The organism is Pseudomonas sp. KT_2_4, assembly GCF_041410225.1.
Taxonomy (GTDB): domain Bacteria; phylum Pseudomonadota; class Gammaproteobacteria; order Pseudomonadales; family Pseudomonadaceae; genus Aquipseudomonas; species Aquipseudomonas paracarnis.
On sequence record NZ_CP166962.1, the window covers coordinates 2,773,968 to 2,800,602 of the forward strand.

Genomic DNA, 26,635 nt, shown 5'->3' on the forward strand with positions numbered 1-26,635 from the left:
CCACAAACGAAAAAGCCCCGTCGCAAGACAGGGCTTTTCCAGCGATCTCGCAATTAAGCTGCGACAACGCTCACGTAACGGCGGTTGAACGCGCCCTTTACTTCGAACTTGATCACGCCTTCGATTTTAGCGAAGAGGGTGTGATCTTTACCCATGCCAACACCGTAACCGGCGTGGAATTGGGTGCCGCGCTGACGCACGATGATGTTGCCCGGAATGATTTTCTGGCCGCCATACATCTTCACGCCAAGGCGTTTGGCTTCTGAGTCGCGACCGTTACGGGTACTACCACCAGCTTTTTTGTGTGCCATGAGTCAATTCTCCTAGTGAGGAATTAGGCTGAAATTAAGCCTGAATACCGGTGATTTTGATCTCGGTGTACCACTGGCGGTGGCCCATACGCTTCATGTGGTGCTTACGACGACGGAACTTGATGATGCGGACTTTATCGTGACGACCTTGGGAGATCACTTCAGCCACAACGGTAGCGCCAGCAACAACTGGAGCGCCGATGTTCACGTCATCACCATTGGCGACCAACAGAACGCGATCAAAAGTAACGGATTCGCCAGTAGCGACTTCCAGTTTCTCGATCTTCAGGTATTCACCTGGGGCGACTTTGTATTGCTTGCCACCAGTAACAATTACTGCGTACGACATGGTATTTCTCCGATAATCCTGCTCACCCAGCGCTTTATAAGAAGAGGTATTGGCTGGCATGGCTGCATGGGATGGACGTCCCGAATGCAATTGCGTAAGGCAGGTGCTGCCCAGGAAGTTCAGGGTGCGCGATTGTACGCAAGCTATGGGAGGCTTGCAAGGGGCCGTCTATCGCGCCTTGACACCCGGGGGTCAGGGTCCTAGCATGCCGCGCAACCCTTCTGGAGCGACTGTCGCTGATGCAACCCCAAGCTTTCTACCGCGCGGTCGCGGACGATTTTAGCGCCGTCGACGGCATCATCAAACAGCAGCTGACGTCTAAAGTGCCGCTGGTCTCCAAAATTGGCGACTATATTACGTCGGCGGGCGGCAAACGCCTGCGTCCTTTATTAGTGTTGCTGTGCGGCAAGGCCCTGGGCCGCCAAGGCGATGACCTGCGCCTGCTGGCCGCCACGATCGAATTCCTGCACACCGCCACCTTGCTGCATGATGACGTGGTCGACATGTCCGGCATGCGCCGTGGTCGCGAGACTGCAAACGCGATGTGGGGCAATGCGCCCAGCGTGTTGGTGGGCGACTTCCTGTATTCGCGCTCGTTCGAAATGATGGTCGAGCTGGGCTCGATGCCGGTGATGAAGATTCTTTCACAGGCCACGCGCATCATCGCCGAAGGCGAAGTGTTGCAGCTGTCCAAGGTGCGCGACGCCAGCACCACCGAAGAAACCTATATGGAAGTAATTCGCGGCAAAACCGCGATGCTCTTCGAAGCCTCTACCCACAGTGCTGCCGCGCTGTGTGGCGCCACCGCCGAACAGGCCGAAGCCCTGCGTACCTTTGGTGATCATCTGGGCGTGGCGTTCCAACTGGTGGATGACCTGCTCGACTACAAGGGCGATGCCGAAACCCTGGGCAAGAACGTCGGTGACGACCTGGCCGAGGGCAAGCCGACCTTGCCGCTGATCTACACCATGCGCGAAGGCACGCCGGAACAGGCCGCCTTGGTGCGCAAGGCGATCCAGAAAGGCGGGATCGAAGACCTGGAAGCCATCCGTGCCGCTGTAGAAGCTTCGGGTTCCCTGGAGTACACCGCGCAACTGGCGCGTGACTACGTGGCGCGGGCGATCACATGCCTGCAAGCGCTGCCGGCCAGTGAATACCGGGATGCCCTGGTTGAGCTGAGTGAGTTTGCGGTCGCCCGTACTCACTGATTCCGCGCTGTTTAATGTGGGAGCTGGCTTGCCTGCGATGACTGGAGTGAACTCACTGCCGCTATCGCAGGCAAGCCAGCTCCCACATTAGGACGAGTCCAACCCCATCCGCGTTTAAAACCCTATATAATGTGCGACTTTTAGCCATCCCTGACTTTCTAGGAGCTTTAGTGAGCACGTTGCCTCCCTGCCCGAAATGCAATTCCGAATACACCTACGAAGACGGCGCCCAGCTGATCTGCCCGGAATGCGCCCATGAATGGTCCGCCACTGGCGAGGCCGAAGTGGCTGGTGATGAAACCGTGAAGAAAGACGCTGTGGGCAATGTCCTGCAGGACGGCGACACCATCACCGTGATCAAGGACCTCAAGGTCAAGGGCACTTCCCTGGTGGTCAAGGTCGGCACCAAGGTCAAGAACATCCGCCTGTGCGACGGCGACCACGATATCGACTGCAAGATCGACGGGATCGGCCCGATGAAACTCAAGTCCGAGTTCGTACGCAAAGTCTGATCCTGCTGCATTCCATCCCGCGCCCGCCGCGGGATGGCGTTTCGCCCTCTGCGTTGATCGAACGCAATACCCACACAGAAAAACCCAGAAACTGCCAATAGACGCTTGCTATTCTACGAATAAGAATTATTCTCATTGAAACCCATCAAGGAGAACGACCATGACTTATTTGATAGATGCCTGGCTGGATCGCCCCCACCCTTACCTGCGAATCCTGCATCGGGAAACCGGTGAAGTCTGTGCGGTGCTTGAGGAAGAAGCGCTGAACGAGCTACAGGACCAAGGCGATCTGGACGTGAATGGCCTGAGTTCCAGTGAGCCTGGGGTGCTGAAGGAGGTGGTAAGGAATCTGTTTCTGTTCTGCTATGCACGAGCGTTGCGCCCGGCGACCGACTTGAATGGCAAGTTCCATCCATGAAGAAACTGGCAAATGCCTGTTGGGGCGAACGCGTTCGTCCCAACAGGTAATCAGCAGGTCTTACAGAACGTCGAGCAGCTCGACGTCGAATACCAGAACGCTGTGCGGCGGGATGCTGCCAACGCCTTGAGCGCCGTAAGCCAGTTCGCTCGGCACGTACAGGCGCCATTTGCTGCCGGCATTCATCAGTTGCAGGGCTTCGGTCCAGCCGGCGATCACGCCACCCACCGGGAATTCCGCAGGTTGGCCGCGCTCGTAGGAGCTGTCGAACACAGTGCCGTCGATCAGGGTGCCGTGGTAGTGGGTGCGCACTTGGTCTTCACGGGTCGGCTTCGCGCCGGTACCGGCGGTCAGCACTTCAAATTGCAGGCCGGAAGCCAGGGTGGTGATGCCATCACGCTTGGCGTTTTCTGCCAGGAAAGCCAGGCCAGCGCCCGCAGCAGCTTCAGCCTTGGCAGCGGCTTCGGCTTGCATGATTTCGCGGATTACTTTGAAGCTGGCTGCCATTTGCTCTTGGTCAACGCGGCTTGGCTGGCCTGCAAACGCGTCGGTCAGACCGGCCAGGATTGCGTCCAGGCTCACGCCCGGTGGCGGGTTGTCGCGCAGTTGGTCGCCCAACTGACGGCCGATACCGTAGCTGACGCGGGTTTCGTCGGTGGACAGATTAACGTCGGACATGAAGAGGCTCCGCTGTAGGACACCACGGTTTTTCCCGCGCTGCCCAGAACTAAAAGGGCCCGCAGACTAGCACACAAGAGCGGCCCATGATCAGCCCCACCCCGGCATCGCATTAGCGTGCCGATGACCCTTCGTCGCCCGGCAATAAAAGTATTTCAGAATTGTCCCTTGCCGCCGATACAGCCCTACACATCTTGGCTGGCTCAAACAACAACACACCGTCCAGCAGACAGACATCACTCTTCAAGGAGCTTTCGATGAACAGCTGGTTCGGTAACATCAGCGTCAATCTCAAACTCGGCCTGGGCTTCGGCCTGGTGTTGGTCCTCACTTCAGTCCTGGCGCTCACGGGCTGGACCAGCCTCGGCGGCTTGATCGACCGTAGCAATTGGATGAGCGATATCACCCAGCTCAACGCCTCGCTGACCAAGCTGCGCATCGTGCGCTTGCAATACATGCTGGCCAATGGCGACGAAGCCGTGGCGCAGAACGTACAGACCAGCCTCGATGCCTTCGCCGCTCAGCAACAGAAGCTGCTGGATAGCTTCAAGAGCCCGGAAAACCTCAAGCTGCTCAATGACCAGAAAGCCGTCATTACCGCCTACCGCCAGTCCTTGAACAAAATGCGCGAGGCCTACCGCAATGGCAACGCTGCGCGCGACGTCATGGGCGCCAAGGCCGATATCGCCAACGCGCAAATCAATGCGCTGCAAACCAGTGTGCAACAGGCGCCGGATAGCCCGGAACGCTTCACGCAATTTCTGGCCGTGACCCAAGCCAAGAATGAGTTCCAGCAAGCTCGCTACGAAGTGCGCGGCTATACCAATAGTCCCAACGCAGAAACCGAAGCCCGCGCTGCGGCGCAACTGGAAAAAGCCGTCGCCGGTTTGAAGGACCTCAGCGCGGCGTTCGGTACCGGTCAGCAAAGCGCATTGTCGGCCCTGGAAACCGCCCTCGGTGCCTACCGCAGCGCCGTGCAGAGCTACAAGGCAGCCAACGCCAACATCGTCACCGCCCGCGCCGAAATGACCACCCAGGGCGCCGATATCGTGACCATCAGCGACAAGCTGTACGACATTCAACTGGAACGTCGCGACGCTGAAAGCACCCAGGCCCGCAGCCTGCAATTGATCAGCACCTTGCTGGCTTTGCTGGTTGGCGTAATTGCCGCCTGGGTCATCACCCGACAGATCACCCGCCCGATCCAGGACACCCTGGCGGTGGTAGAGCGCATCGCTTCGGGTGACTTGAGCCACAACATCCAGGTAACCCGCCGTGATGAGCTGGGCGTGCTGCAACAAGGCATCCAGCGCATGGGCACGACCCTGCGCGAGTTGATCAGCGGCATCCGCGATGGCGTGACCCAGATCGCCAGCGCCGCTGAAGAGCTATCGGCCGTAACCGAGCAAACCAGCGCCGGGGTAAACAGCCAGAAGATCGAGACCGATCAGGTCGCCACCGCCATGCATGAAATGACCGCCACCGTGCAGGAAGTTGCGCGCAATGCCGAGCAGGCGTCCCAAGCCGCCTCCGACGCCGACGGCCAGGCCCGCGAAGGCGACAAGGTGGTGGCCGAAGCCATCGCCCAGATCGAACGCCTGGCGGCCGAAGTGGCGCGCTCCACCGACGCCATGACGCACCTGCAACAAGAGAGCAACAAGATCGGCAGCGTGATGGACGTGATCAAGGCCGTGGCCGAACAGACCAACCTGCTGGCCCTGAACGCCGCGATTGAAGCCGCGCGTGCCGGTGAGGCCGGGCGTGGCTTCGCGGTGGTCGCCGACGAAGTACGCGGCCTGGCCCAGCGTACACAGAAATCCACCGAGGAAATCGAAGGCCTGGTTGCCGGCTTGCAGAACGGCACCCAACAAGTCGCCAGCGTGATGAACAACAGCCGCAGCCTGACCGACAGCAGCGTCGAACTGACGCGCAAGGCCGGGGTATCCCTGGAAAACATCACCCGCACCGTGTCGAATATCCAGTCGATGAACCAGCAGATTGCAGCGGCCGCCGAACAGCAAAGCGCCGTGGCGGAAGAGATCAGCCGCAGTATCGTGAATGTGCGGGATGTGTCCGAGCAGACCGCGACTGCCAGTGATGAGACGGCCAAGTCGAGTGTGGAACTGGCTCGATTGGGTAGCCAGTTACAGCAGATGGTCAGTCATTTCCGGGTTTAAAAAACCAAAAAAAGCCGCCTCAATTTAAGCCGAGGCGGCTCCACTTCTCAGACCTTATTGGTCATCAAAGCTGTCCCGCAGGAATGTCCACACGTGATAAACACGTAAAGCATTCACTACGAGGTTCCACGTACGTCGTGCAAACTTAGACATACTCGGCCCTCCTAGAGTTGGGCCTTACCTCCAGCGCACTTACCGGAACACGTGAGCCTTTGGACGCGGGTCAATGCGTCCTTTGAGGTGGCCGGGCTAGTAGGCCTTCCGCATCAATCCGGCACGGATTACTAGCCCGTGGCGGTCAGTCCAGAATTCGCGCGCGTACCCGGCCCCCCCAAAAGCGACAAACGCAGAACGGGGAAGATCCTAACCAACATTCCCGTCTAAGGTGTGTCTAACAGTGGTCAAATATCCAGTATCGCCGATAGATTCATTGCAAGCTTTTGCAGTCAAAATCAGGCAAGAGAAGATGCCTAAAGGATCCATGCCGGCCATCGTTCCGTCTTGCGTGACGACGTGACCGGCAGTTAGTATCCACCTGCGGGTCAATGCGTCCTTTGAGATAGCAAACCCCAGCCACTCACTGGGTTTGCAATAAAAAAACCGCCCTACTAAGGCGGTTTTTTTTTGCCTGCCATTTACCCTTCAGACCTCGCGGTCCTCGACAAACGCCAGCCGATTCCCAAACGGGTCACGGATACTCATCTCCCGCGAGCCCCAGGGCGTGTCCTCAACCCCAGGCTTGGCATATCGGTACTCTTTGCCCAGCAACTGCTGCTGATACGCATCGACCCCTTGGGCCTGAATTCGCACCGCCGCCCCCGGCGAAGCATCACCATGATGCTCGGACAAATGCAGCACGCACTCCCCCAGCGAGACCTGAAGGTACAACGGGAAATTCGCCTCGAAACGATGCTGCCAATCGACCTTGAACCCCAGGAAGTCGACGTAGAATTCCAAGGCTTTGACCTCGTCAAAAATCCGCAGAATGGGGACGACTTTTCCTAAGTGCATGGCGACAGCTCCGTATAAAAGAAGCCCCACTATAGAGCCGTAAACCCACCACGCAAATCCCCGCTACGCGCCAGGAACCGGCCTGCTCTCGCGCCGTTCGCCTGCCCATCGCGATAGCTCAATACGCCATTGACCCACACGCCATCAATCCCTTCAGCTGCGCGCTGCGGTGCGGTGAAATCCGCCACATCCCGCACCCGCAGGGGGTCGAACAACACCAGGTCAGCCCAGTAGCCTTCACGGATCTCGCCACGCTCGGCCAGCCCGAAGCGCGCCGCCGACAAGCCGGTCATCTTGTGCACCGCCGTGTGCAAAGGGAACAAGCCGACATCCCGACTGAAATGCCCGAGTACCCGTGGGAAGGCCCCCCACAAGCGGGGATGAGGAAACGGGTCTTCAGGCAAGCCGTCCGAGCCCACCATCGACAACGGATGCGCAAGGATGCGCCGAACGTCGGCCTCATCCATCCCGTAATACACCGCCCCTGCCGGCTGTAAACGGCGAGCGGCCTCCAACAGCGAAACGTTCCACTCGCCAGCGATGTCCTGCAAATCGCGCCCGCCCATGTGCGGGTGCGGTGTCGACCAGGTAATGGTGATGCGAAACGCGTCGGTCACTTGCTTGAGGTCCAGAGTCGAGGAGCTGGCTGCATAAGGATAGCAATCACAGCCCACCGGATGATCTTTGGCCGCCGCTTCCAAGGCCGCTAACAGCTGTGGGCTGCGCCCCCAATTACCGGCGCCGGCGCATTTAAGATGGGAAATGATCACCGGCACCCTCGCCTCTCGGCCGATCAAGAACGCTTCATCCATCGCCTCCAGTACCGGCTCGAACTCGCTGCGCAAATGCGTGGTGTACACCGCACCGTAGGCCGTCAGTTCTTCAACAAGCTGCAACACCTCATCAGTCTCGGCGTTGAATGCGCTGGCGTAGGCCAGGCCTGTGGATAACCCAAGGGCACCGGCCTCCAGGCTCTCTTGCAACTGCACGCGCATGGCCGCGATTTCATAGGGCGTGGCGGTGCGATGCAGGTCATCCATATGGTTGCTGCGCAGCGCCGTGTGGCCGATCAGGGCGGCAACGTTCACTGCCGGATCGGCGCCTTGCACTGCGTTGCGATAATCGCTGAACCGCGGATAACAGAACTGCTCACGCTTGCCCAATAAGTTCATTGGGTCCGGCGGGTCGCTGCGCAAACTCACCGGCGAGGCGCTGATGCCACAGTTGCCGACAATCACCGTGGTCACGCCTTGGCTGAGCTTGGGCAGCATCTGCGGCTGGCGGATCACCACCGTGTCATCGTGGGTGTGCACGTCGATAAAACCCGGCGCCAATACGCGGCCATGGGCGTCGATGACTTGCTCGGCCCGGGCTGTGGACAAGTCGCCGATCGTGCGGATGCGCCCTGCGTGCACGCCCACATCGGCGACATACCCTGGGGTGTTACTGCCATCGATGATCAGCGCCTGGCGAATCAGCGTGTCGTACGTCATATCAGTCTCCAAGCGGCAGGCTGTCAGGGCCGCCGCGGTAATCATCCAGGGCCAGCTTGATCCGGCGCAGGCGTTCCTGGTTGTCGTCCGGCAGGGCCAGCGCCAGCTCGGTGGCGAGCAGGTCGATGGCCAGCAGCATGCCGTAGCGGGCGGCGGTGGGTTTGTAGATAAAACTGGTTTCCGCCGGTTGCAGCGGCAGCAGGACATCCGCCAATTCGGCCAGGGGAGAGTCCGCGAGGGTGATGGCAATGATCCGTGCGTCGTAGTTGCGCGCCAGTTTCACCACATCCAGTAATTCAGGTGTGCGGCCGGTGAGGGAACAGACAATCAAGGCATGTTGCGGGCCCAGGGTCGCGGCCGTGACGCGCATCATCACCGGGTCATGGCAGGCCGCAATCGGGTAGCCCAGACGCACCAGGCGCACCTGCAATTCATCGCTGCACAGGCTGGAGGGGCCGCCCATGCCGAACGCATGAATCATCCGCGCCTTGCCCAGCAAACTGACCGCATCGACAAAGCTGTGCTGGTTAAAACCTGACAAATGCTGGCGCAGCGTCGCTTCGATATCGCCCAGAATTTGCCGATGAAAGGCCGACTGTTCCGGCAACCCCGCCGGGTCCAGGAAGCGGCTGCCCACACCACTGGCCTGGGCCAGTTGCAGGCGCAAATCGCGCAAGTCACGGCAGCCAACGCTGCGGGCAAAACGCGACAAGGTCGCGGTGCTGACCTCGGCCCGCTGGGACAACGCCTCCAGGCTGGCCGAGGCGGCAAAGCCCACATCTTCAAGCATCAACTTGGCGATACGCCCTTCGCCGGCGCTGAACGAGTCCTGGCGGGCGCGGATCTGGTAGAGGATGTCCATGCAGGCTCCGGTTATAGAATCAGGCTCATAACACCAGGGACAAGCCGTAGGTCAGACCGAAGGCGACCAGCGAAATCAGGGTCTCCAGTACGGTCCAGGTCTTGAAGGTCTGGATGACCGTCATATTGAAGTATTCCTTGATCAGCCAGAAGCCGCCGTCGTTAACGTGGGAAAAGATCACCGAGCCCGCACCAGTCGCCAGCACCAGCAATTCAGGGTGTGGATAACCCAGGCCCAAGGCGACCGGCGCGACCACCCCGGACGCGGTGGTCATGGCTACCGTGGCCGAGCCGGTGGCGACGCGCATCAACGCGGCGAACAGCCAGCCCATCACCAGCGGCGACAACTGGAACGCATGAGCCAGGCCAAGGATTTCATGAGTAACACCAGCGTCCACCAGGATGCGATTCAACCCACCGCCCGCGCCCACCAGCAAGGTAATGCTGGCGGTCGGCGCCAGGCATTCGTTGGTGAACTTGAGGATCGACTCGCGGTTGAAGCCCTGGGCCAGGCCCAAGGTCCAGAAACTCACCAGGGTCGCCACCAACAGGGCGATCACCGAGTTGCCGATAAACAACAGGAACTGGTTGAAACCGCTGCCCGGCGTAGAAATCACGTTGGCCCAGCCGCCGATCATCATCAACACCACCGGCAGCAGGATGGTGCCCATGGTCAGCGCAAAGCTGGGCAGGCGTGTACGCGGTTCACGCTCGATAAACTGGCGCTCCAGCGGGTTTTGCGCCGGCAACTGAATGTGCGGCACGATGAACTTGGCGTAGACGGGCCCGGCAATGATCGCCGTGGGGATGCCAATCAGGATCGCATACAGCACCGTTTGCCCGACCGAGGCGTTATAGGCCAGCACCGCCATCATTGCCGCCGGGTGCGGCGGCACCAACGCATGCACCACCGACAGGCCAGCGACCATCGGCAGCCCGACCATCAGGATCGACACGCCCACGCGCCGCGCCACGGTAAAGGCAATCGGCACCAGCAACACAAAGCCGACTTCGAAAAACAGCGGCAGCCCCACCAGGAACGCGATACACACCATCGCCCAGTGGGCATTGCGCTCACCGAAGCGGTTGATCAGCGTGCGCGCCACCTGCTCGGCGCCACCGGACTCGGCCATCATCTTGCCGAGCATGGTACCCAGCGCCACCACCAGGGCGATATGCCCCAGGGTCTTGCCGACACCCGCCTCGTACGAACCCATGATGGTGTCCGCTGGCATTCCGGCCATCAGCGCCAGGCCGATGGACACCAGGGTAATCACGATAAAGGGGTTGAGTCGGTAGCGTGCAATCAGCACGATCAATGCAATGATGGCGATGGCAGCGTATGCCAACAGCCCGAAGCCCGGTGATGCGGCCATGCGGTACTCCTCGGAAAGGGTCACGTCGAATTGGTTGTGAAACTCATAAATCATTCCCGAGGAGCATTTTCAATTTTTATGAAAGTAATTTTCGCCCACGGATAAGCGCTGTCGCTTGGGGATATGCCCGACGTGGGTGGATGAAAATTCGGAGGGTGTTCTTACATGAAGATCAGTGAAGGCGGAAACTCAAACGCCGCCCTTGAGTCATAGACTGCGCATCCATTGCCCAGGAACCCGCTCATGATTCGCACCACAATTGCCGCCAGCGTCCTGCTCTTGTGCAGCAGCGCTTATGCCGCCGACAACCCTGCCTTGAAAAAATGCATGGACAGCGCCAATACCACCGCCGACATGGTCAATTGCAACGCCAGGCAAACCAAGGTGCAGGACGACCGCCTGAACCGTGCCTACAAAACCGCCCTCGCCGCCCAGGAAGGCCCGCGCAAACAGCAACTGCAAGACGTGCAGCGCCTGTGGATCAAATACCGCGACGCCAATTGCGCCTACGCAGGCAGCGCCACCGGCGGCACGATTGATCAGGTAAACGGCTCAGGCTGCGTGCTGGACATGACCCAGACCCGCGCCCAGGAGCTGGAAGACCTGGTCGGGCCGTAATAACAACCTCGCTCCTACAGAAGAAGGCGTCAGTCGTGATGAACCTTGGCGCGCTTGAGCAGTTTTTTGCAGCGCTCGGATAAATGCAGTACCCGCAGGTGCTTGCCAGCCTTGGTGTAGCGCTCGCGCAGGGTCATCAGGGCGGCAATCGCCGAATAGTCGACAAAGCTCAGGTGACGGCAATCCAGCGTGACCTGAGCAGGGTCGTTGGCCGGATCGAACTGATTCAAAAACGGCGTGGTTGAGGCAAAGAACAACGTGCCGTGCAGCCGATAGAGCTTGCTGCCATCGGCCTCCAGGTGTTCATCGGCGTACAGTTCCCGCGCCTGCTGCCAGGCGAAGTTCAGCGCGGCGATGACGATACCGCACAGCACAGCGGTGGCCAGGTCAGTGAACACCGTAATGATCGTCACCGCCATGATCACCAGCACGTCGTTGAGCGGCACCTTGTTGATCACCCGCAGCGACGCCCAGGCGAAGGTCTGTTGCGACACCACAAACATCACCCCCACCAGCGCCGCCAGCGGAATACGCTCGATCAGCGGTGACAGAAACAGAATGAACAGCAGGATCATCACCCCGGCAAACACCCCGGAGAAACGCCCGCGCCCGCCGGAGCTGAGGTTGATCACGGTTTGCCCGATCATTGCGCAACCGCCCATGCCGCCGAACAGGCCCGAGACCATATTCGCCGCGCCCAGGGCCATGCTTTCACGGTCGGGGTAGCCACGGGTCTCGGTGATTTCGTCGGTGAGGTTGAGGGTCAGCAGGGTTTCCAGCAGGCCGACCATCGCCATCAGGAACGCGTAGGGCGCAATGATGCCGAGGGTGTCCAGGGTCCAGGGAATCTGCGGCAGGGCGAAGGTCGGCAAGCCACCGGCGATATGTGCCATATCGCCCAACGTGCGGGTCGGCAGGCCCAGCAGGTACACCGCCAGACCAACGCCAAGGATCGCCACCAATGCGGGCGGCACGGCGCGGGTCAGGCGTGGCAGCAGGTAGACAATCGCCATGGTCACCGCCACCAACCCCGCCATCACATACAGAGGCGTGCCGCTGAGCCACTGTTCGCCGCTCTTGAAATGCTCCAGTTGTGCCAGCGCAATAATGATCGCCAGGCCGTTGACGAAGCCGAGCATTACCGAATGCGGCACCATGCGCACCAGCTTGCCCAGGCGCAGCAGGCCGAAAGCGACCATGATCAACCCGCCCAACAATACCGTCGCCAGCAAATACTCCACACCGTGTTGCACCACCAGCGCGACGATCACCACCGCCATCGAACCGGCGGCGCCCGAGACCATGCCCGGCCGGCCGCCGAACAACGCGGTGAGGGTGCAAATGATGAAAGCACCGTAGAGGCCCATCAGCGGGTTGAGGTGGGCCACCAGGGCAAAGGCGATGCATTCGGGCAGCAAGGCGAAAGACGTGGTGAGGCCGGCCAGGGCGTCGGCGCGCAGACGGGTGAGGTTCATGGAGTACCAGGGAATTGCGGGGGATAAGGCGGGGAATGGTACGGAATTGCGTCGGGTGGGGCTAGTGAAGTGTCAGCTCCGAGGTACCGAGTCGCCTCTTTCGCAGGCAAGCCAGCTCCCACATTTGATAGGGGTCACACCTTAAAAATGTGGGAGCCGGGCTTGCCCGCGATGGCCACGCCGCGGTGCTAAGCGAACATCAAATCATCTCGTTGCGAATCCACTCCACCACCGACGTACGCTTCGGCGCCCAGCCCAACAGTTCACGAGCGTGTTTACCGCGCACGCGGCTGTTGGAGCCCAACCCGTAATTGGCCATTTCATACCCCCACTCGGCCTCAGCCTCGGCCAATGGCCAATCCTGTGGTTTGCCCAGGTTCAGCGCTTGGGCAATCGCCGTGGTCATGTCGATAAACGCCGCTTCGCTGCTTTCCACAAAGTAGAAAGTACCCGGGACGTTTTTGGTCAGCGCCAGCAGATACAGGGCGACCACGTCTTCAATATGCACGTTGGACCAGATGTTCTGCCCGCTGCCCACATGGCGCACTACCCCGCTTTTGCGCGCCTGCTTGAGCAAGCGCGGCAATTGCACGCTGTCACGCTTCACGCCCAGGCTGTGGCCGTAGATCAAGGTGTTGCAGATCACCGCCGAATTCACGCCGTCATTGGCCGCCGCGAGGATCAGGTTGTCGATGGCCACGCGGGCAGCCTTGTCGACGGTCGGCTCAGGCAGATTGCTTTCGAAGTAGATGACCTCACTGGCCTTGCCGCCCGACGCATCACCGACAATGCTCGACCCGCTGGTATGCAGGAACGGCTTGTTCGAGCCTTTCAAGGCGGCCAGCAAGGTTTCCACAGCGGCGCGATGGTCGCTGCTGGCAGCGTTGATCACCGCATCGGCCTTCTGTGCCTGCTCGGTCAATACGGCTGCGTCGTCGAGGGTGCCGATCACCGGCGTAATGCCCAGGGCGGTCATTTCGGCGGCTTGTTCGGCGCTGCGCACCAAGCCGGTGACGTCATGGCCAGCGTTGACCAGGCCGGTAGCGATGGAACCGCCGATAAACCCTGCTGCACCGGTAACGAATACATTCATGTAGGTTGCTCCTGACTGGGTAAGTGATGCGCCCAGTATCCAGCTCCCACTGCTGCCGAATAAGCCCGTGCGGCCCAATTCACTCTTGCGCTCAGGTCACGAATCAGCGCGCATACCGCGCCAGCTTGGCCTGAATAAAGTCCAGGAAGCACTGGATGCGTAGTGCCAATTGCGAGTTGCGATAGAACACCGCGTGGATCGGCTGGAGATAACCGCTGTTGGACGCCTCCAGCATGGGCACCAGGCGGCCGGCGTCGATGTCAGCGACGGTCATGAAATTCGACAGGCAACAAATGCCCTGCCCCTGCAGCGCCAACTGGCGCAGGGTTTCGCCACTGGATGCACTGACGCCGGGCTGAATCAGCCAGCGGTCACCTTCGCCGTGACGCAGCGGCCAGTGGTTGAGGGTCTCGGTGTGGGTGAAGCCCAGCAAGGTGTGATCAGCCAACTCGGCAACGGTCGTCGGCGTGCCGTACTGCTTGAGGTAGTCGGGGCTGGCCAGGACATGCAGCGGCGTGCTGCCCAGGAACCGCGCATGCAGGGTCGAGTCGGCAAGGGCGCCGATGCGAATGGCGATGTCGGTGCTTTGCTCCAGCAGGTCGATGATCAAATCATCGCTGTTGAGCTCCAACTGGATATCCGGGTAGAGGCTGCGAAATTCAGCGATGTACGGCACGATCCCATGCAGCATGAACGGCACGGCGGCGTTGATACGCAGGCGCCCGGCCGGCTTTTTCTGGCGCGAGGACAGGCGCTCTTCCAGCTCATCCATCTGCGCCAGGATCAGCTTGGCCTGCTCGAAGAAGTACTTGCCCTCCTCGGTCAAGTCCATGCGTCGCGTGGTGCGGTTGATCAGCGTGGTATCGAGCTTGGCTTCCAGGCGCGACAGCGTGCGGCTGACCGCAGACGGCGTTTGCCCGACCTTTTCGGCGGCGGCAGAAATCGAGCCGCATTCAATCACGCTGACGAAGATCTGTAGCTCATCGGAACGGGCTTTCACGGGCAGTCCTTCATTAACGGCTGAAAAATGCCCGCTCATTATTAACCAGCCAGCAACAAATGGCCTCCCAACAACGCCATGCCGGTAAAAAATCCACGTTTGAACCACACGGCACTGATACGCCGACGCACCACCTGGCCCAGCCACATCCCCAGCAAGGCCGGCACCAGCGCCAACACCGACGCCCCCATTTCACCCCCGCCCAGCACACCGCGCCAAGCCAGCCCGGCGGCAAGTGCCAACGTCGATACGGCGAACGACAGCCCCAGCGCCTGCACCAACTGGTCACGGCTCAAGCCCAGCGCCTGCAGGTACGGCACCGCAGGGATCACGAAGACACCGGTGGCCGAGGTAATGATGCCGGTGATCACCCCGCACATGGGGCCCAGCCAGCGCTCGGTTCGGGGCGCGACCTTGAAGGTCGGCAGGAATAACCCGCTCAGCGCATACACCAGTAAAGCCGCGCCCAGGGCACGCACCACCCAAGGTCCGCTACCCATGCCTAGCCACAAGGTGCCCAACCCGGTGCCGAGGAAAATCAGCAACAGCATCGGCCACAGGCGTTTGAGCAAGGCACCCAAGTGCCCGCCAAAGGACAGTTGCCACAGGTTGGTCACCGTCGAAGGAATGATCAGCAATACCGCAGCCTGCGCCGGCAGCATAGCCAGGCCAAGCATGCCCATGGCTACAGTGGGCAAGCCCAGGCCGATGACGCCCTTCACCGTACCGGCCAGCAGGAAGGTAGTGATGACCAGCGCTGTCAGTGCGGGACCGAGGTTTTGGTAGAAGGAGAGGAAGGTATTCATGCATCGATTGTGCAGGGCTGGAGAGTGGCTGAAAATTCGCCATATACTGAGGTAGCCTCTTGTTTTGCGTAAGGCTGACGACGCTATCGCAGGCAAGCCAGCTCCCACATTTGGAATTGTGAATACATTCAAGGGTGGGAGCTGGCTTGCCTGCGATGAGGCCCTTCCAGTCACTGGGAAACTTCATGCACTTTGACCTCATCGACCTGCGCCTCTACCTGCACATCCTGGACACCGGCAATATCACCGCTGGCGCGGCCCGCAGCCACCTGTCCCTGGCTGCCGCCAGCGCACGCATCCGAGCCATGGAGTCTTCACTGGGCATCGCGTTTCTCGAGCGCGGCCGCCGTGGCGTAACCCCCACACCCGCGGGCAAAGCCCTGGCCCGGCATGCTCGCCTGCTGTTGCAGCAGGCCGACCATCTGCAGCAAGACCTGGCCGAATACGCCAATGGCGTCAAAGGCCAGGTACGCCTGCTGTGCAACACCACCGCCCTCAGCGAATACCTGCCGGAGCTGCTCGCGCAGTTTTTGCGCGAGCATCCCAACCTCGATATCGACCTGCAAGAGTTGCCCAGCCTGCGCATCACCCACGCCTTGCGCCAGGGCACCGCCGACCTGGGGATTATTTCCGATGCGGTAGACACCCACGGCTTGCAGACCCTGGCGTTTCGCGACGACCCGCTGGTGCTGATCATGCCCCTGGACCACCCGTTGACCAACCCGAGTTTTATCGAGAGCCTGCAATACGACTACGTGGGCCTGGGGGCGAACAGCGCGTTGGCGGTTTACCTGGAAGAACAGGCACTGCACGCTGGCTTTCGCTTGCAGACGCGCATTCGCGCCGACGGTTTTGAGGGGTTGATTCGCATGGTCGTCGGCGGTGCGGGCCTGGGCATCGTGCCTCAGGCCGCCTTGGACCGCTGGCCGTCAGAACGCCGTTTCAAGGCCCACCTCCTGCAAGAGGAGTGGGCCTGCCGCACGTTGCTGTTATGCGCACGCTCGTTCGAGCAACTGCCGGGTTATGCCAGGGCTTTGTTCGACGCCTTGGCCCTGCCCTTGCGGAAGAACCCGTAATACACAGCCGACAGAATCAGCAGGAACGGCACGCCAAACACCAGTGTCATCTTGAAGGCGTCGGTGAAATAGGTGGTGATCATCACCGCCCCCATCAGCACCAACCCCAGCAACGTGCTGTAGGGAAACAGGCGCAACTGGAACGACAACTTCGCCCCGCCATGACGCTTGCGATAGCGGCGGAAAAACAGGTGAGTGAGGAAGATCATGAACCAGGTGAAGATTGCGCCGAACATCGAGATCGCCATCATCAGGGTGAACGAGCTTTCCGGGTACACCACGTTAAGCAACGTCGCCAGGGCAATGCCCGAGCTGGACAGCAGCAATGCGTTGAGCGGGATGCCGTTCTTGCTCAACGCGCCCATGGATTTGGGCGCAAAACCAGCGCGCGACAGGCTGAACATCATGCGCGTGGTGATGTAGAGCTGACTGTTCATGGCCGACAGCGCCGCGATCAGGATCACGAAATTCATCACCCCGGTGGCACCGGGAATGCCGATAGTCTGCATCACTGTGACAAACGGGCTCTGGGCCTGGCCGGCCTGGTTCCACGGTACGATGGCGAGCATCAGCGCCAGGGTCAGCAGATAGAACACCACCAGCCGCACGATGGTAGCGCGGAAGGCTTTCTTCACCGCCTGCTCCGGGTCGGCGGCTTCACCGGCGGCCACGGCGATCATCTCGACACTGAGGTAGCTGAAGATCGACACGATCACCGCGATCCACATGCCACTCAAGCCATGGGGGAAAAAGCCGTCGTGGGCCGTGTAGTTCTGCACGCCGTAGTCGGGGTTACCAGAGCCGAACACCACATACACCGCCAGTATGATGAAACCGACAATAGCGCTGATCTTGATCGTCGAGAACCAGTATTCGAAGTTGCCGAAGGTCTTCACGCTGATCGCGTTGAGCAGGATCAGCACACTGGAAAACGACACGATCCACACCCACTCCGGCACGTTGGCAAACCAGTACTTCATGTACATCGCCACCGCCGTGACCTCGGCCCCCACCGCCAGCACAATCGCCGCCCAGTAGGCATACCGCACCAGGAACCCGGCCAACGGGCTGATGTAGAACTCGGCATAGGCGCCAAAGGAGCCGGAGGTGGAATGGGCCACCGTCATCTCCGCCAGACAGCCCATCAGCAGCAAGGTAATCAACGCGCCGATGGCGTAGCTCACCAGCACGCTCGGCCCGGCATAACCGATGGCGTAGGCGCTGCCCATGAACAGCCCGGTGCCGATGGCGCCACCGATGGCGATCATGCTCATCTGGCCGGAAGTGAGCTGGCGCCTCAGGCCCAGTTCACGGTGGGTAATCTCTGCAAAGCCGTTGTCTGGCGTGGTCACGGGTGTGCCCCTTTATTATTGTGATGGTGGCTGACGCTGAACCTGTGGGAGCTGGCTTGCCTGCGATAACGGTAGTGAATACACCGACGCTATCGCAGGCAAGCCAGCTCCCACATTTGATCTGTGTTGCCCTTAAGTAACGCTGTTGCGGACTTTGAATTGCGGCTGGTCCCAGGTGGCGTTGTCGAGAATTTCACCGAGAGTTTCCACGGCGTCCCACACCTCGGTAAAGCTGGTGTACAGCGGCGTGAAACCAAAGCGCATGATCCGCGGTTCACGGTAATCGCCGATCACGCCTCGGGCGATCAAGGCCTGGATCACGGCGTAACCTTCGGGGTGTTCAAAGCTGACGTGGCTGCCGCGCCGGGCGTGTTCACGCGGGGTGATCAGCTCCAGGCCGTGGGGGGCGCAACGGCTTTCGACCAACGCAATGAACAGGTCAGTCAAGGCCAGGGACTTAGTCCGCAGGCGCGCCATGTCGGTCTGGGCAAAAATATCCAGGCCGCATTCCACCATGGCCAGCGAGGTAATCGGTTGGGTACCGCAGAGGTAGCGGGCAATGCCGGCGCTGGGGGCGTAGGTGGACTCCATGGCGAACTGGCGGGTATGCCCGAACCAACCCGACAACGGCTGGCGCACCACATCCACCAACGCCGGGTTGACCCACACAAACGCCTGGGAGCCCGGGCCGCCGTTGAGGTATTTGTAGGTGCAGCCAATCGCATAATCCGCGCCGGCATGGTGCAGATCGACAGGCACCGCGCCCGCCGAATGCGCCAGGTCCCAGATACTCAGCGCGCCGCACTCGTGGCTCAGCGCGGTCAGGGCCGCCATGTCGTACATATAGCCGGTCTTGTAGTTGACGTGGGTGAGCATCACCACCGCCACGTCCGCATCGATAGCCTGGGGAAGTTCCGCCGGGCTGTTCACCAGGCGCAGGGAATAGCCTTGTTGCAGCAATTCGGCCAAGCCTTCGGCGATGTACAAGTCGGTGGGAAAGTTGCTCGCTTCGCTGACGATGACCTTGCGCGCAGGTGTACGTTGGCGCTGCACACTCAAGGCGGCGCTGAGCACTTTGAACAGGTTGATCGAGGTGGTGTCGGTGATCACTACCTCGCCGTCACGCGCACCAATCAATGGCGCCAGGCGATTGCCCAGGCGCTGGGACAACTGCGCCCAGCCAGCGCTGTTCCAGCTACGAATCAAGCCGTTGCCCCACTCCTCGGCGATCACCTGTTGTGCGCGTTCCAGCGCCGCCACCGGGCGAGCGCCGAGGGAGTTGCCGTCGAGGTAGATCACGCCCTCGGGCAAGGCGAATTGGGCACGCAGGGGGGCCAAAGGGTCCTGTGCGTCGAGGGCTTGGCAATGGCTTCGAGTGGTCATGGGTCGTCCTGGTTTTTATAGGTGAGGATGGACCAAATAATGAACGAACTTTTAGAGAATTTTCGTGCAAAGTGGTGGGTAAACGGCTATTTAAGCTGTAGGAAATTCGAATTTAACCTCCAAATACGCGGATATCTTCCAAGCATGATTCTCGACGCCACCGACCTGCGCCTCCTGCATTTCCTGCAACAGGATGGCCGCATCAGCAACCAGGAATTGGCGGAAAAAGTCGCGCTGTCGCCGTCTGCATGCCTGCGCCGTTTGCGCCTGCTGGAGAGCGAGGGAATCATCAGCGGCTACCGCGCGGTATTGAACGCCGAGCAGTTGGGGATCGAGCTGGAAGCCATCGTGCACCTGTCGTTGCGCCAGGATGTGGAGGACTGGCATGAGACGTTCATCAAGAAGGTGCAAGGCTGGCCGGAGGTGGCGAGCGCCTATGTGATCACCGGCGCCAGCAACTATGTGCTGCGGGTGCAGGCGCGCAACCTCAAGCACTTTTCGGACTTTATCGTGAACCACCTGAACCGCACGGCGGGGGTGATGGATATCCGTTCGGAGATAGTGCTGCAGAAGATCAAGGACCGGGATGAGGTGTTGGACCTGGTCGTGCGCAAATAACACAAACACCCCAAAACCAATGTGGGAGCTGGCTTGCCTGCGATAGCGGTAGTGAATGTTCCACCGCTATCGCAGGCAAGCCAGCTCCCACAGTTGACCGAGTAGATCAGTCTTCCAGAGCACGCACTCGTTGCATGCGCTGCTGTTCTATTGGCGCATCCGCCACCTGCAACTCAAAGTCAAAATCAATCTGCGCAAACCGTCCTTGCACGCCAAATTCCCGCGCTAGTTGCGGATCGTCGCTGAAGCGGATCTCGGCAATCAGTTCATCGCGGGTGGCATAGGCGAAGTCATCGTGCAGGTACGGGTCATCCGACAGGTTGATCTGCGTGGTCAGGTGCCGGTGCCCAGGCGCCGAGATGAAGAAGTGGATATGCGCCGGCCGTTGCCCGTGGCGCCCCAATTGGTCGAGCAACTGTTGCGTCGGCCCGCTCGGCGGGCAACCGTAGCCCGAAGGTACGATGCTGCGAAAACGGTAGTTGCCCTGGGCGTCGGTCTCGATACGGCGACGCAGGTTGAATTCAGATTGATTCGGGTCGAACCACGAATAAGTGCCCCCGGTATTGGCCTGCCACACATCGACAATCGCCCCCGCCAATGGCTTGCCTGCGGTATCGCGCACTTGCCCGCGCATGAACAACGGCACCGCGTCGTCCTGACCATCATCCAGCCGTGCTTCGTATTGGGACAGCGGCGCGCCGGCCACATACAACGGGCCTTCGATGGTGCGCGGTGTACCGCCGGACTTGCCTGCCTGCTCATCGGCGGCGTCCATCAACAGGTCCAGATAATGCTCCAGGCCCAGGCCGGCAGCGAGCAGACCGGCCTCCTGGTTTTTGCCCAGTTCATTGAGGTAGTTGACCGCCTTCCAGAATTCTTCCGGGGTCACTTCCAGGTCTTCGATGATGTTCACGGTGTCGCGCAGGATCCGGTAAATCAGCGCCTTGGTACGTGGGTTGCCCGCGTCATTGAGGTTGCCGCTGGCTTCTTCGAGAAACTGTTGGGCGTGGGCAGTCTGGGACAGGCGGATGGACATGGTGCATTCCTCATCTTGTAGTTATAGGTGCAAGCCGGCTCAGCGGTCGTCCGCATGGATCGACGACGGATGGCGGCACAGCGCGTTCACTTCGATGGCCATGTAGGGGAACAACGGCAGTTGCATCAGCAGGTCGTGCAGGTCCTGGACGCTGTCGACATCGAACACGCTGTAGTTGGCGTAATGCCCGGCGATGCGCCACAGGTGGCGCCATTTGCCCTCTTGTTGCAGGCGCTGCGCCAAGGCTTTCTCCTCGGCCTTGAGGCTGGCGGCACGCTCGGGGTGCATATCGAGGGGCAGGTTCACGGTCATTTTTACGTGGAACAACATGGCAGAGGCCTCTTAGTGTTTGTCACGGCGAAAGAACGCCAGGCGCTCTTCATCGAGCGCCAGGCCCAGGCCCGGCGCGCTGGAAACGTGCAGCTGGAAATCGCGGTACACCGGTGGCTCGGTGAGGATGTCTTCGGTGAGCAACAGCGGGCCGAACAATTCGGTGCCCCACGCCAGGGTATTCAGCGTGAGAAAGGCATGGGCCGAAGCCAGGGTGCCAATGCCGCCTTCGAGCATGGTGCCGCCGTACAAGCCGATGCCGGCCGCTTCGGCAATCGCCGCCGTGCGCAATACAGCGCGAGGGCCACCGTTCTTGGCGATCTTGAGGGCGAACACCGTGGCCGCGCCTTCACGGGCCAGGTTAAAGGCGTCTTCTACACATTCGATAGATTCATCGGCCATGATCGGCACCGGGCTCGACAGGTTGAGCCGGGCCATGCCGCCACGGTTGTTGCGCGAGATCGGTTGTTCGATCAGATCGATACCGTGGTCGCCGAGCACCTTGCATGCCCGCAGGGCCACGGCTTCATCCCAGGCCTGGTTGACGTCGACGCGCACACTGGCGCGCTCGCCCAGGGCTTTCTTGATTGCGATCACATGGGCCAGGTCGCGGCTGACTTCACCGGCGCCAATCTTCAATTTGAAGAGGCGGTGACGGCGCAGGTCGAGCATTTTCTCGGCCTCGTTGATGTCCTGTTCGGTATTACCGCTGGCCAGGGTCCAGGCCACCGGCAACGCATCACGCACACGCCCGCCCAGCAGCTCGCTGACCGGCAGCCCGAGGCGTTTGCCGAGCGCGTCGAGCAAGGCGCTTTCGATACCGGACTTGGCAAAGGTGTTGCCGCGAATACTGCGTTCCAGGCGCAACATGGCCGCATTGACGTTGCTCGCGTCCTGACCGATCAATAGCGGCGCAAAGTGGCGGTCGATATTGATTTTGATGCTGTCGGGGCTTTCATTGCCGTAGCTCAGGCCGCCAATGGTGGTGGCTTCGCCGATGCCTTCAATGCCGTCGGCACAACGCAGGCGGATGATCACCAGGGTCTGGTTTTGCATGGTGTGCATCGCCAGCTTGTGCGGGCGAATGGTGGGCAGATCAACAATAAGCGTGTCGATCGATTCGATGGCGCAAATCGGCATGGCAATACCCGTTGGGTTCTTTATAGATTTGCGTCGATTCTGTGCCGCATTTTTTTGGGGTTCCAATATAGAATTGGTCTGGTGCGATACCCTCAAGGTATGAAAGGAGTCGATATGGAACTGCGTCACTTGCGCTATTTCCAGGTGCTGGGCGAAACCCTTAACTTCACCCGGGCTGCCGAACGCCTGCACATCGCCCAGCCGCCCTTGAGCCGGCAGATCCAGCAGTTGGAGGATGAACTGGGGGTGGTGCTGCTGGAGCGCAGTCGGCCTTTGCGCCTGACCGAAGCCGGGCGTTTTTTCTATGAGCACGCCAATGTACTGCTCGAACAACTGGACAAGGTCTGCGACACCACTCGGCGCATCGGCCAAGGCGAGAAAACCTGGCTGGGCATCGGCTTTGCGCCGTCGACCTTGTATGGCGTGCTGCCGGAGCTGATTCGGCGCCTGCGCACTCACGAGGCCCTGGAGCTGGAGCTGGGTTTGTCGGAGATGACCACCTTGCAGCAGGTCGAAGCGCTCAAGGCTGGCCGCATTGACGTGGGCTTCGGGCGTATTCGCATCGACGACCCGGCCATTGTCCAGCGCGTACTGGTGGAAGACCGCCTGGTGGCGGTGCTGCCCAGCGGTCACCCGTTGCTGGGCGCTCCGGCCACCCTCGCCCAATTGGCCGGCGAACCCTTCGTGCTCTACCCCGGCAACCCGCGCCCCAGCTATGCCGACCATGTGATCGCGCTGTTCGACGCCCATGGCTTGAGCGTGAAGGTGGCGCAGTGGACCAACGAATTGCAGACCGCTATCGGCCTGGTGGGCGCCGGTATGGGCGTGACGCTGGTGCCGGCGTCGGTGCAGGTGCTGCATCGGGCGGATATTGGCTATACGCCGGTGGTGGAGGCGACGGCGAGTTCGCCGATCATCCTCAGCCGGCGGGTGAATGACCGGTCGCCGGGGCTGACTCATTGCCTGCAACTGGTTGAGGAGTTGATCTGAGATCCTCCAGGCACCCCATACTCCATGTGGGAGCTGGCTTGCCTGCGATGGCGGCGGATCAGTTGGCATCGTGTTGATCGGCCGGCCGCTATCGCAGGCAAGCCAGCTCCCACCTGTTGATCCTCACCCGAGTTCAAGTAATGCGCAGGCGCTTGCGTTGCAATGTCTGGCTGGGCGACTCATCGAACAGCTTGCGGTATTCCGCCGAAAACCGCCCCAGGTGCGTAAACCCCCAGCCCAGGGCGATTTCAGAAATAGTGCGCATTGAGCCCTGCTCCAGTATTTCCTGGCGCACCGCCCCCAGCCGATGCTTCTTCAGATACGCCATGGGCGACAGTGCGAAGTACTTGCGAAACGCATCGAACAGTTTGAACCGCGACACGCCCGCCGCCGCTTCCAGGTCTTCCAGGTGCAGCACTTCACGGGCGTTGTCGTGGATGAATTGCCGCGCACGGATCAAGTAGTGCGGCAGTTTTACCCCCAACACCTCGCGCAACTCTTCAGAGTAGTTATTCGGTTGGGCCAGGATCAGCCCCTTGATCAGCGAGCTTTCCAGGTCACGGGTAAACGCCGCCTGCTCGTACAACTCGCTGCTGCATTCCAGTTCGGCGATGAAGTATCGCGCCATGCGCCACCACGAGGCCGGTGCTCCGTCCACAGCATCCATCACCGACTCAAACCGCAGCGGTGCATCGATGGGCCGTTGCAGCAAACCTTCCAGTGACTCGCTCATCGCCGCGCGGGTGATCACCACCTGCAACTTGCGGCAGTCACCGGAAATCGCCAGCACCTGATGCTCATTGGGTGAAATGATCACGCCCTGGTCGCGGTTGGAACTGAGGCGCTCACCGTTCTTGCTCAGCTCCTGCTCGCCCACCAGCGGCAGGCTCAAGCTGTAGCTGCGAAAGTGCTCGGCGTCTTCGATGTCGATGGTCACATCGGTACCGTATTCGATCACGCCCAGGGTGGTGGCGCGGGACTTGAACACGTTGGCGCTGTGGTGAAAGCGCAGGCGCTCGGGGGTGGCCGTCGCCAGGCGATGGGGCCCGCAGATGCCGGACATCCAGCTGCGCGCGCCTTCCAGGTCGAAGCGTTGAATATGAATATCGCGTGTCTGGCTACTCATCAGGGTGCACCCACGGCGGTTAGGCATTTGCGCGCTCTGGCGGCGCGTCGTTGAACCTCGACAGCAAGTTCCAGGCCACGCCAGCAGCGTGGCCACTGGGTGGATAGTAACGGTCGACTATGTGGATAAATCCCAGGGCTTTACGACCATCGCCCACCATCACAGTAGCGCATGCCGTCACCTGCGCGCACCGCCATGGGTATTTGCTGCCCAACTTTGCGGCCTGCGTTCCCCCATTAAGCGGATAGCCCGCCACCGCATCGCAGCCGCTTAATGGCTCACCGTTTAGCCATGATCAAAAGGTGCCTCCCATGAGTGGTGCAAGAACCGTCGAGCAGTGGAAATCCTTTATCGAAAGTTGCCTGGACTTTCGCCCGGCGGATGAAGTGTTCCGCATCGCCCGCGACATGTTCACCGAGCCCGAGCTGTTCGACCTGGAGATGGAACTGATCTTCGAGAAGAACTGGATCTACGCCTGCCACGAAAGCGAACTGGCCCATAACCACGACTTCGTGACGATGCGCGCCGGGCGCCAGCCGATGATCATCACCCGCGACGGCGAAGGCCGGCTCAACGCGCTGATCAACGCCTGCCAGCATCGCGGCACTACCCTCACCCGCGTGGGCAAGGGCAACCAGTCCACCTTCACCTGCCCGTTCCACGCCTGGTGCTACAAGAGCGATGGCCGACTGGTGAAGGTCAAGGCGCCGGGGGAATACCCGGAAGGTTTCGACAAGGCCACCCGCGGCCTGAAAAAAGCGCGCATCGACAGCTACAAGGGCTTTGTGTTTATCAGCCTGGACGTGAACGGCACTAACAGCCTGGAAGATTTCCTCGGCGACGCCAAAGTGTTCTTCGACATGATGGTGGCGCAATCGGCCACCGGTGAGCTGGAAGTGCTGCCGGGCAAGTCCGCCTACACCTACGACGGCAACTGGAAGCTGCAAAACGAAAACGGCCTGGACGGTTATCACGTCAGCACCGTGCACTACAACTACGTGGCCACCGTGCAGCATCGCCAGCAGGTCAACACCGAAAACGGCGCAGGTTCCAGCACGACGCTGGACTACAGCAAGCTCGGCGCCGGCGACGCGAATACCGATGACGGCTGGTTCGCCTTCAATAACGGCCACAGTGTGTTGTTCAGCGACATGCCCAACCCCAGCGTGCGCTCCGGCTACGCCACCATCATGCCGCGCCTGGTAGAAGAACACGGCCAGCAGAAGGCCGAGTGGATGATGCACCGCCTGCGCAACCTGAATATCTACCCCAGCCTGTTCTTTCTCGACCAGATCAGCTCGCAGTTGCGCATCATCCGCCCGGTGGCCTGGAACAAGACCGAGATCATCAGCCAGTGCCTGGGGGTCAAGGGTGAGTCCGACGCCGACCGCGAAAACCGGATTCGCCAGTTCGAGGACTTCTTCAACGTCTCGGGCATGGGCACGCCGGATGACCTGGTGGAGTTTCGCGAAGCCCAGCGCGGTTTCCAGGGCCGCCTGGAGCGCTGGAGCGATATCTCACGAGGCAGTCATCGCTGGGAGACTGGGCCGACGCCCAACAGCGAAGCCATTGGCATCCAACCAGCCATGACCGGCACCGAGTTCACCCACGAAGGTTTGTACGTCAACCAGCATCGCAACTGGCAGCAGTTCCTGCTCAAGGGCCTGGAGCGACAAGCGCTGACACTGCGGGAGGTGAAGTGATGAATGCGCAATTGCAGTACCAGATCGAGCAGTTCTTCTACCGCAAGTCCGAACTGTGCGACGCCCAGGACTGGGACGCCTACGTGCAGTTGTTCGACCCGCAGAGCGAATTCCACCTGCCGCAATGGGATTCCGAACACGTCTACACCCAAGACCCCAAGCGCGAGATGTCGTTGATCTACTACGCCAACCGCTCGGGCCTGGAGGACCGTGTGTTCCGCCTGCGCACCGGCAAAGCCGCCTCTGCCACGCCGATGCCGCGCACCTTGCACCTGATCAATAACGTACGCATTGCCGAGCAGGCCGACGACACGTTGGAGGTGCGTTTGAACTGGCACACGCTCTTCTATCGCCTCGCCACGTCCGAGCAGTTCTATGGGCATGCCACGTACCGCCTCAAGCCTGCGGGCGACAGCTGGCTGATCATGCGCAAGCACGCCTTGCTGCTCAACGACACCATCAATTCGGTGCTGGATTTCTATCACCTGTAATGGT

The 26,635-nt window shown here is 60.5% G+C and carries 27 protein-coding genes and 1 pseudogene; 11 read left to right on the top strand and 17 right to left on the bottom strand.

Annotated features, from left to right (window positions below; all coding sequences use genetic code 11):
* Positions 1-53 precede the first annotated feature (53 nt).
* Entirely contained in the window at positions 54-311 is a 258-nt protein-coding gene (rpmA, locus tag AB9N64_RS12835) for a 50S ribosomal protein L27 (RefSeq protein ID WP_003176049.1), read from the bottom strand.
* Positions 312-345: 34 nt separating this feature from the next.
* A complete protein-coding gene (rplU, locus tag AB9N64_RS12840) occupies positions 346-660 on the bottom strand; it encodes a 50S ribosomal protein L21 (protein ID WP_007950961.1) in 315 nt (104 codons plus the stop codon).
* Between the two features lie 239 nt (positions 661-899).
* Between rplU and AB9N64_RS12845 the strand changes: the two genes are divergently transcribed.
* From AB9N64_RS12845 to AB9N64_RS12855, 3 genes are all read left to right on the top strand, one after another.
* Positions 900-1,868, top strand: coding sequence for a polyprenyl synthetase family protein (locus AB9N64_RS12845; RefSeq protein ID WP_014719891.1), 969 nt, complete (start codon positions 900-902; stop codon positions 1,866-1,868).
* Between the two features lie 170 nt (positions 1,869-2,038).
* Positions 2,039-2,380 carry a zinc ribbon domain-containing protein YjdM gene (locus AB9N64_RS12850; protein WP_014719892.1) on the top strand — a complete coding sequence of 114 codons (342 nt, stop codon included), beginning with the start codon at positions 2,039-2,041 and terminating at the stop codon, positions 2,378-2,380.
* A gap of 160 nt (positions 2,381-2,540) precedes the next feature.
* Positions 2,541-2,798, top strand: a complete 258-nt coding sequence (locus AB9N64_RS12855) for a hypothetical protein (RefSeq protein ID WP_005791321.1) — start codon at positions 2,541-2,543, stop codon at positions 2,796-2,798.
* A 60-nt stretch (positions 2,799-2,858) separates the two neighbouring features.
* On the opposite strand, the gene AB9N64_RS12860 is transcribed toward AB9N64_RS12855, so the two are convergent.
* Complete coding sequence (locus tag AB9N64_RS12860; protein WP_130175432.1) at positions 2,859-3,476, bottom strand: FKBP-type peptidyl-prolyl cis-trans isomerase; 618 nt, start codon at positions 3,474-3,476, stop codon at positions 2,859-2,861.
* Between the two features lie 392 nt (positions 3,477-3,868).
* Here AB9N64_RS12860 and AB9N64_RS12865 point away from each other — a divergent pair.
* Both AB9N64_RS12865 and AB9N64_RS12870 read left to right on the top strand, forming a co-directional pair.
* Positions 3,869-4,750: pseudogene (locus AB9N64_RS12865) on the top strand (methyl-accepting chemotaxis protein); the annotation flags it as partial.
* A 198-nt stretch (positions 4,751-4,948) separates the two neighbouring features.
* The gene (locus tag AB9N64_RS12870; protein WP_370874670.1) at positions 4,949-5,653 is read left to right on the top strand and encodes a methyl-accepting chemotaxis protein; all 705 of its coding nucleotides are present in this window, start codon (positions 4,949-4,951) and stop codon (positions 5,651-5,653) included.
* Positions 5,654-6,295: 642 nt separating this feature from the next.
* Here the strand turns inward: AB9N64_RS12870 and AB9N64_RS12875 are convergent.
* Genes AB9N64_RS12875 through AB9N64_RS12890 form a run of 4 tightly spaced genes read right to left on the bottom strand, consistent with a single transcriptional unit; the run spans position 6,296 to position 10,448 of the window.
* A complete protein-coding gene (locus AB9N64_RS12875; RefSeq protein WP_130175433.1) occupies positions 6,296-6,664 on the bottom strand; it encodes a glyoxalase superfamily protein in 369 nt (122 codons plus the stop codon).
* 29 nt (positions 6,665-6,693) lie between these two features.
* Positions 6,694-8,157 (bottom strand): amidohydrolase family protein, encoded by a 1,464-nt coding sequence (locus AB9N64_RS12880; RefSeq protein WP_166405879.1) that lies wholly within the window; start codon positions 8,155-8,157, stop codon positions 6,694-6,696.
* A gap of 1 nt (position 8,158) precedes the next feature.
* A complete protein-coding gene (locus tag AB9N64_RS12885; protein ID WP_014719896.1) occupies positions 8,159-9,019 on the bottom strand; it encodes a MurR/RpiR family transcriptional regulator in 861 nt (286 codons plus the stop codon).
* Between the two features lie 25 nt (positions 9,020-9,044).
* Positions 9,045-10,448 carry a gluconate:H+ symporter gene (locus AB9N64_RS12890; RefSeq protein WP_020302507.1) on the bottom strand — a complete coding sequence of 468 codons (1,404 nt, stop codon included), beginning with the start codon at positions 10,446-10,448 and terminating at the stop codon, positions 9,045-9,047.
* 189 nt (positions 10,449-10,637) lie between these two features.
* On the opposite strand from AB9N64_RS12890, the gene AB9N64_RS12895 reads away from it, so the two are divergent.
* Entirely contained in the window at positions 10,638-11,012 is a 375-nt protein-coding gene (locus AB9N64_RS12895) for a lysozyme inhibitor LprI family protein (protein WP_032902520.1), read from the top strand.
* A gap of 29 nt (positions 11,013-11,041) precedes the next feature.
* Here AB9N64_RS12895 and AB9N64_RS12900 read toward each other — a convergent pair whose 3' ends face one another.
* The 4 genes from AB9N64_RS12900 to AB9N64_RS12915 all read right to left on the bottom strand — a co-directional run bounded on the left by AB9N64_RS12900 (position 11,042) and on the right by AB9N64_RS12915 (position 15,386).
* Positions 11,042-12,487, bottom strand: coding sequence for a SulP family inorganic anion transporter (locus AB9N64_RS12900; protein WP_371360339.1), 1,446 nt, complete (start codon positions 12,485-12,487; stop codon positions 11,042-11,044).
* Positions 12,488-12,686: 199 nt separating this feature from the next.
* On the bottom strand, positions 12,687-13,580 hold the full coding sequence (locus tag AB9N64_RS12905; protein WP_102665970.1) for an NAD-dependent epimerase/dehydratase family protein: 894 nt from the start codon (positions 13,578-13,580) through the stop codon (positions 12,687-12,689).
* 103 nt (positions 13,581-13,683) lie between these two features.
* Positions 13,684-14,580, bottom strand: coding sequence for a LysR substrate-binding domain-containing protein (locus AB9N64_RS12910; RefSeq protein WP_371360340.1), 897 nt, complete (start codon positions 14,578-14,580; stop codon positions 13,684-13,686).
* Between the two features lie 41 nt (positions 14,581-14,621).
* Positions 14,622-15,386: a sulfite exporter TauE/SafE family protein gene (locus tag AB9N64_RS12915; RefSeq protein WP_371360341.1), complete on the bottom strand. Its 765-nt coding sequence runs from the start codon at positions 15,384-15,386 to the stop codon at positions 14,622-14,624.
* 185 nt (positions 15,387-15,571) lie between these two features.
* On the opposite strand from AB9N64_RS12915, the gene AB9N64_RS12920 reads away from it, so the two are divergent.
* Entirely contained in the window at positions 15,572-16,462 is an 891-nt protein-coding gene (locus AB9N64_RS12920; RefSeq protein ID WP_133634292.1) for a LysR substrate-binding domain-containing protein, read from the top strand.
* Here the strand turns inward: AB9N64_RS12920 and AB9N64_RS12925 are convergent.
* On the bottom strand, positions 16,408-17,814 hold the full coding sequence (locus tag AB9N64_RS12925) for an amino acid permease (protein WP_014719903.1): 1,407 nt from the start codon (positions 17,812-17,814) through the stop codon (positions 16,408-16,410). The two genes, AB9N64_RS12920 and AB9N64_RS12925, sit on opposite strands and share 55 nt — an antisense overlap.
* A gap of 132 nt (positions 17,815-17,946) precedes the next feature.
* Positions 17,947-19,197, bottom strand: coding sequence for a kynureninase (gene kynU, locus AB9N64_RS12930; RefSeq protein WP_020302513.1), 1,251 nt, complete (start codon positions 19,195-19,197; stop codon positions 17,947-17,949).
* Positions 19,198-19,341: 144 nt separating this feature from the next.
* Between kynU and AB9N64_RS12935 the strand changes: the two genes are divergently transcribed.
* Entirely contained in the window at positions 19,342-19,815 is a 474-nt protein-coding gene (locus AB9N64_RS12935; protein ID WP_003176072.1) for an Lrp/AsnC family transcriptional regulator, read from the top strand.
* 106 nt (positions 19,816-19,921) lie between these two features.
* On the opposite strand, the gene catA is transcribed toward AB9N64_RS12935, so the two are convergent.
* From catA to AB9N64_RS12950, 3 genes are read right to left on the bottom strand one after another with little or no spacing between them, the layout of a single operon-like run.
* Positions 19,922-20,851 carry a catechol 1,2-dioxygenase gene (catA, locus tag AB9N64_RS12940; protein ID WP_020302514.1) on the bottom strand — a complete coding sequence of 310 codons (930 nt, stop codon included), beginning with the start codon at positions 20,849-20,851 and terminating at the stop codon, positions 19,922-19,924.
* Between the two features lie 39 nt (positions 20,852-20,890).
* The gene (gene catC, locus AB9N64_RS12945) at positions 20,891-21,181 is read right to left on the bottom strand and encodes a muconolactone Delta-isomerase (protein WP_014719906.1); all 291 of its coding nucleotides are present in this window, start codon (positions 21,179-21,181) and stop codon (positions 20,891-20,893) included.
* A 12-nt stretch (positions 21,182-21,193) separates the two neighbouring features.
* Positions 21,194-22,321: a muconate cycloisomerase family protein gene (locus AB9N64_RS12950; RefSeq protein WP_137271371.1), complete on the bottom strand. Its 1,128-nt coding sequence runs from the start codon at positions 22,319-22,321 to the stop codon at positions 21,194-21,196.
* 114 nt (positions 22,322-22,435) lie between these two features.
* On the opposite strand from AB9N64_RS12950, the gene AB9N64_RS12955 reads away from it, so the two are divergent.
* On the top strand, positions 22,436-23,311 hold the full coding sequence (locus tag AB9N64_RS12955; protein ID WP_198833724.1) for a LysR family transcriptional regulator: 876 nt from the start codon (positions 22,436-22,438) through the stop codon (positions 23,309-23,311).
* 133 nt (positions 23,312-23,444) lie between these two features.
* On the opposite strand, the gene AB9N64_RS12960 is transcribed toward AB9N64_RS12955, so the two are convergent.
* Positions 23,445-24,437: an AraC family transcriptional regulator gene (locus AB9N64_RS12960; RefSeq protein ID WP_014719909.1), complete on the bottom strand. Its 993-nt coding sequence runs from the start codon at positions 24,435-24,437 to the stop codon at positions 23,445-23,447.
* A gap of 311 nt (positions 24,438-24,748) precedes the next feature.
* Here AB9N64_RS12960 and antA point away from each other — a divergent pair, with 311 nt between their 5' ends.
* Positions 24,749-26,140, top strand: a complete 1,392-nt coding sequence (gene antA, locus AB9N64_RS12965; RefSeq protein WP_060768077.1) for an anthranilate 1,2-dioxygenase large subunit — start codon at positions 24,749-24,751, stop codon at positions 26,138-26,140.
* Positions 26,140-26,631 (top strand): anthranilate 1,2-dioxygenase small subunit, encoded by a 492-nt coding sequence (gene antB / locus AB9N64_RS12970; protein WP_014719911.1) that lies wholly within the window; start codon positions 26,140-26,142, stop codon positions 26,629-26,631. Before antA ends, antB begins: the two co-directional genes overlap by 1 nt.
* The last annotated feature ends 4 nt before the right edge of the window (positions 26,632-26,635 follow it).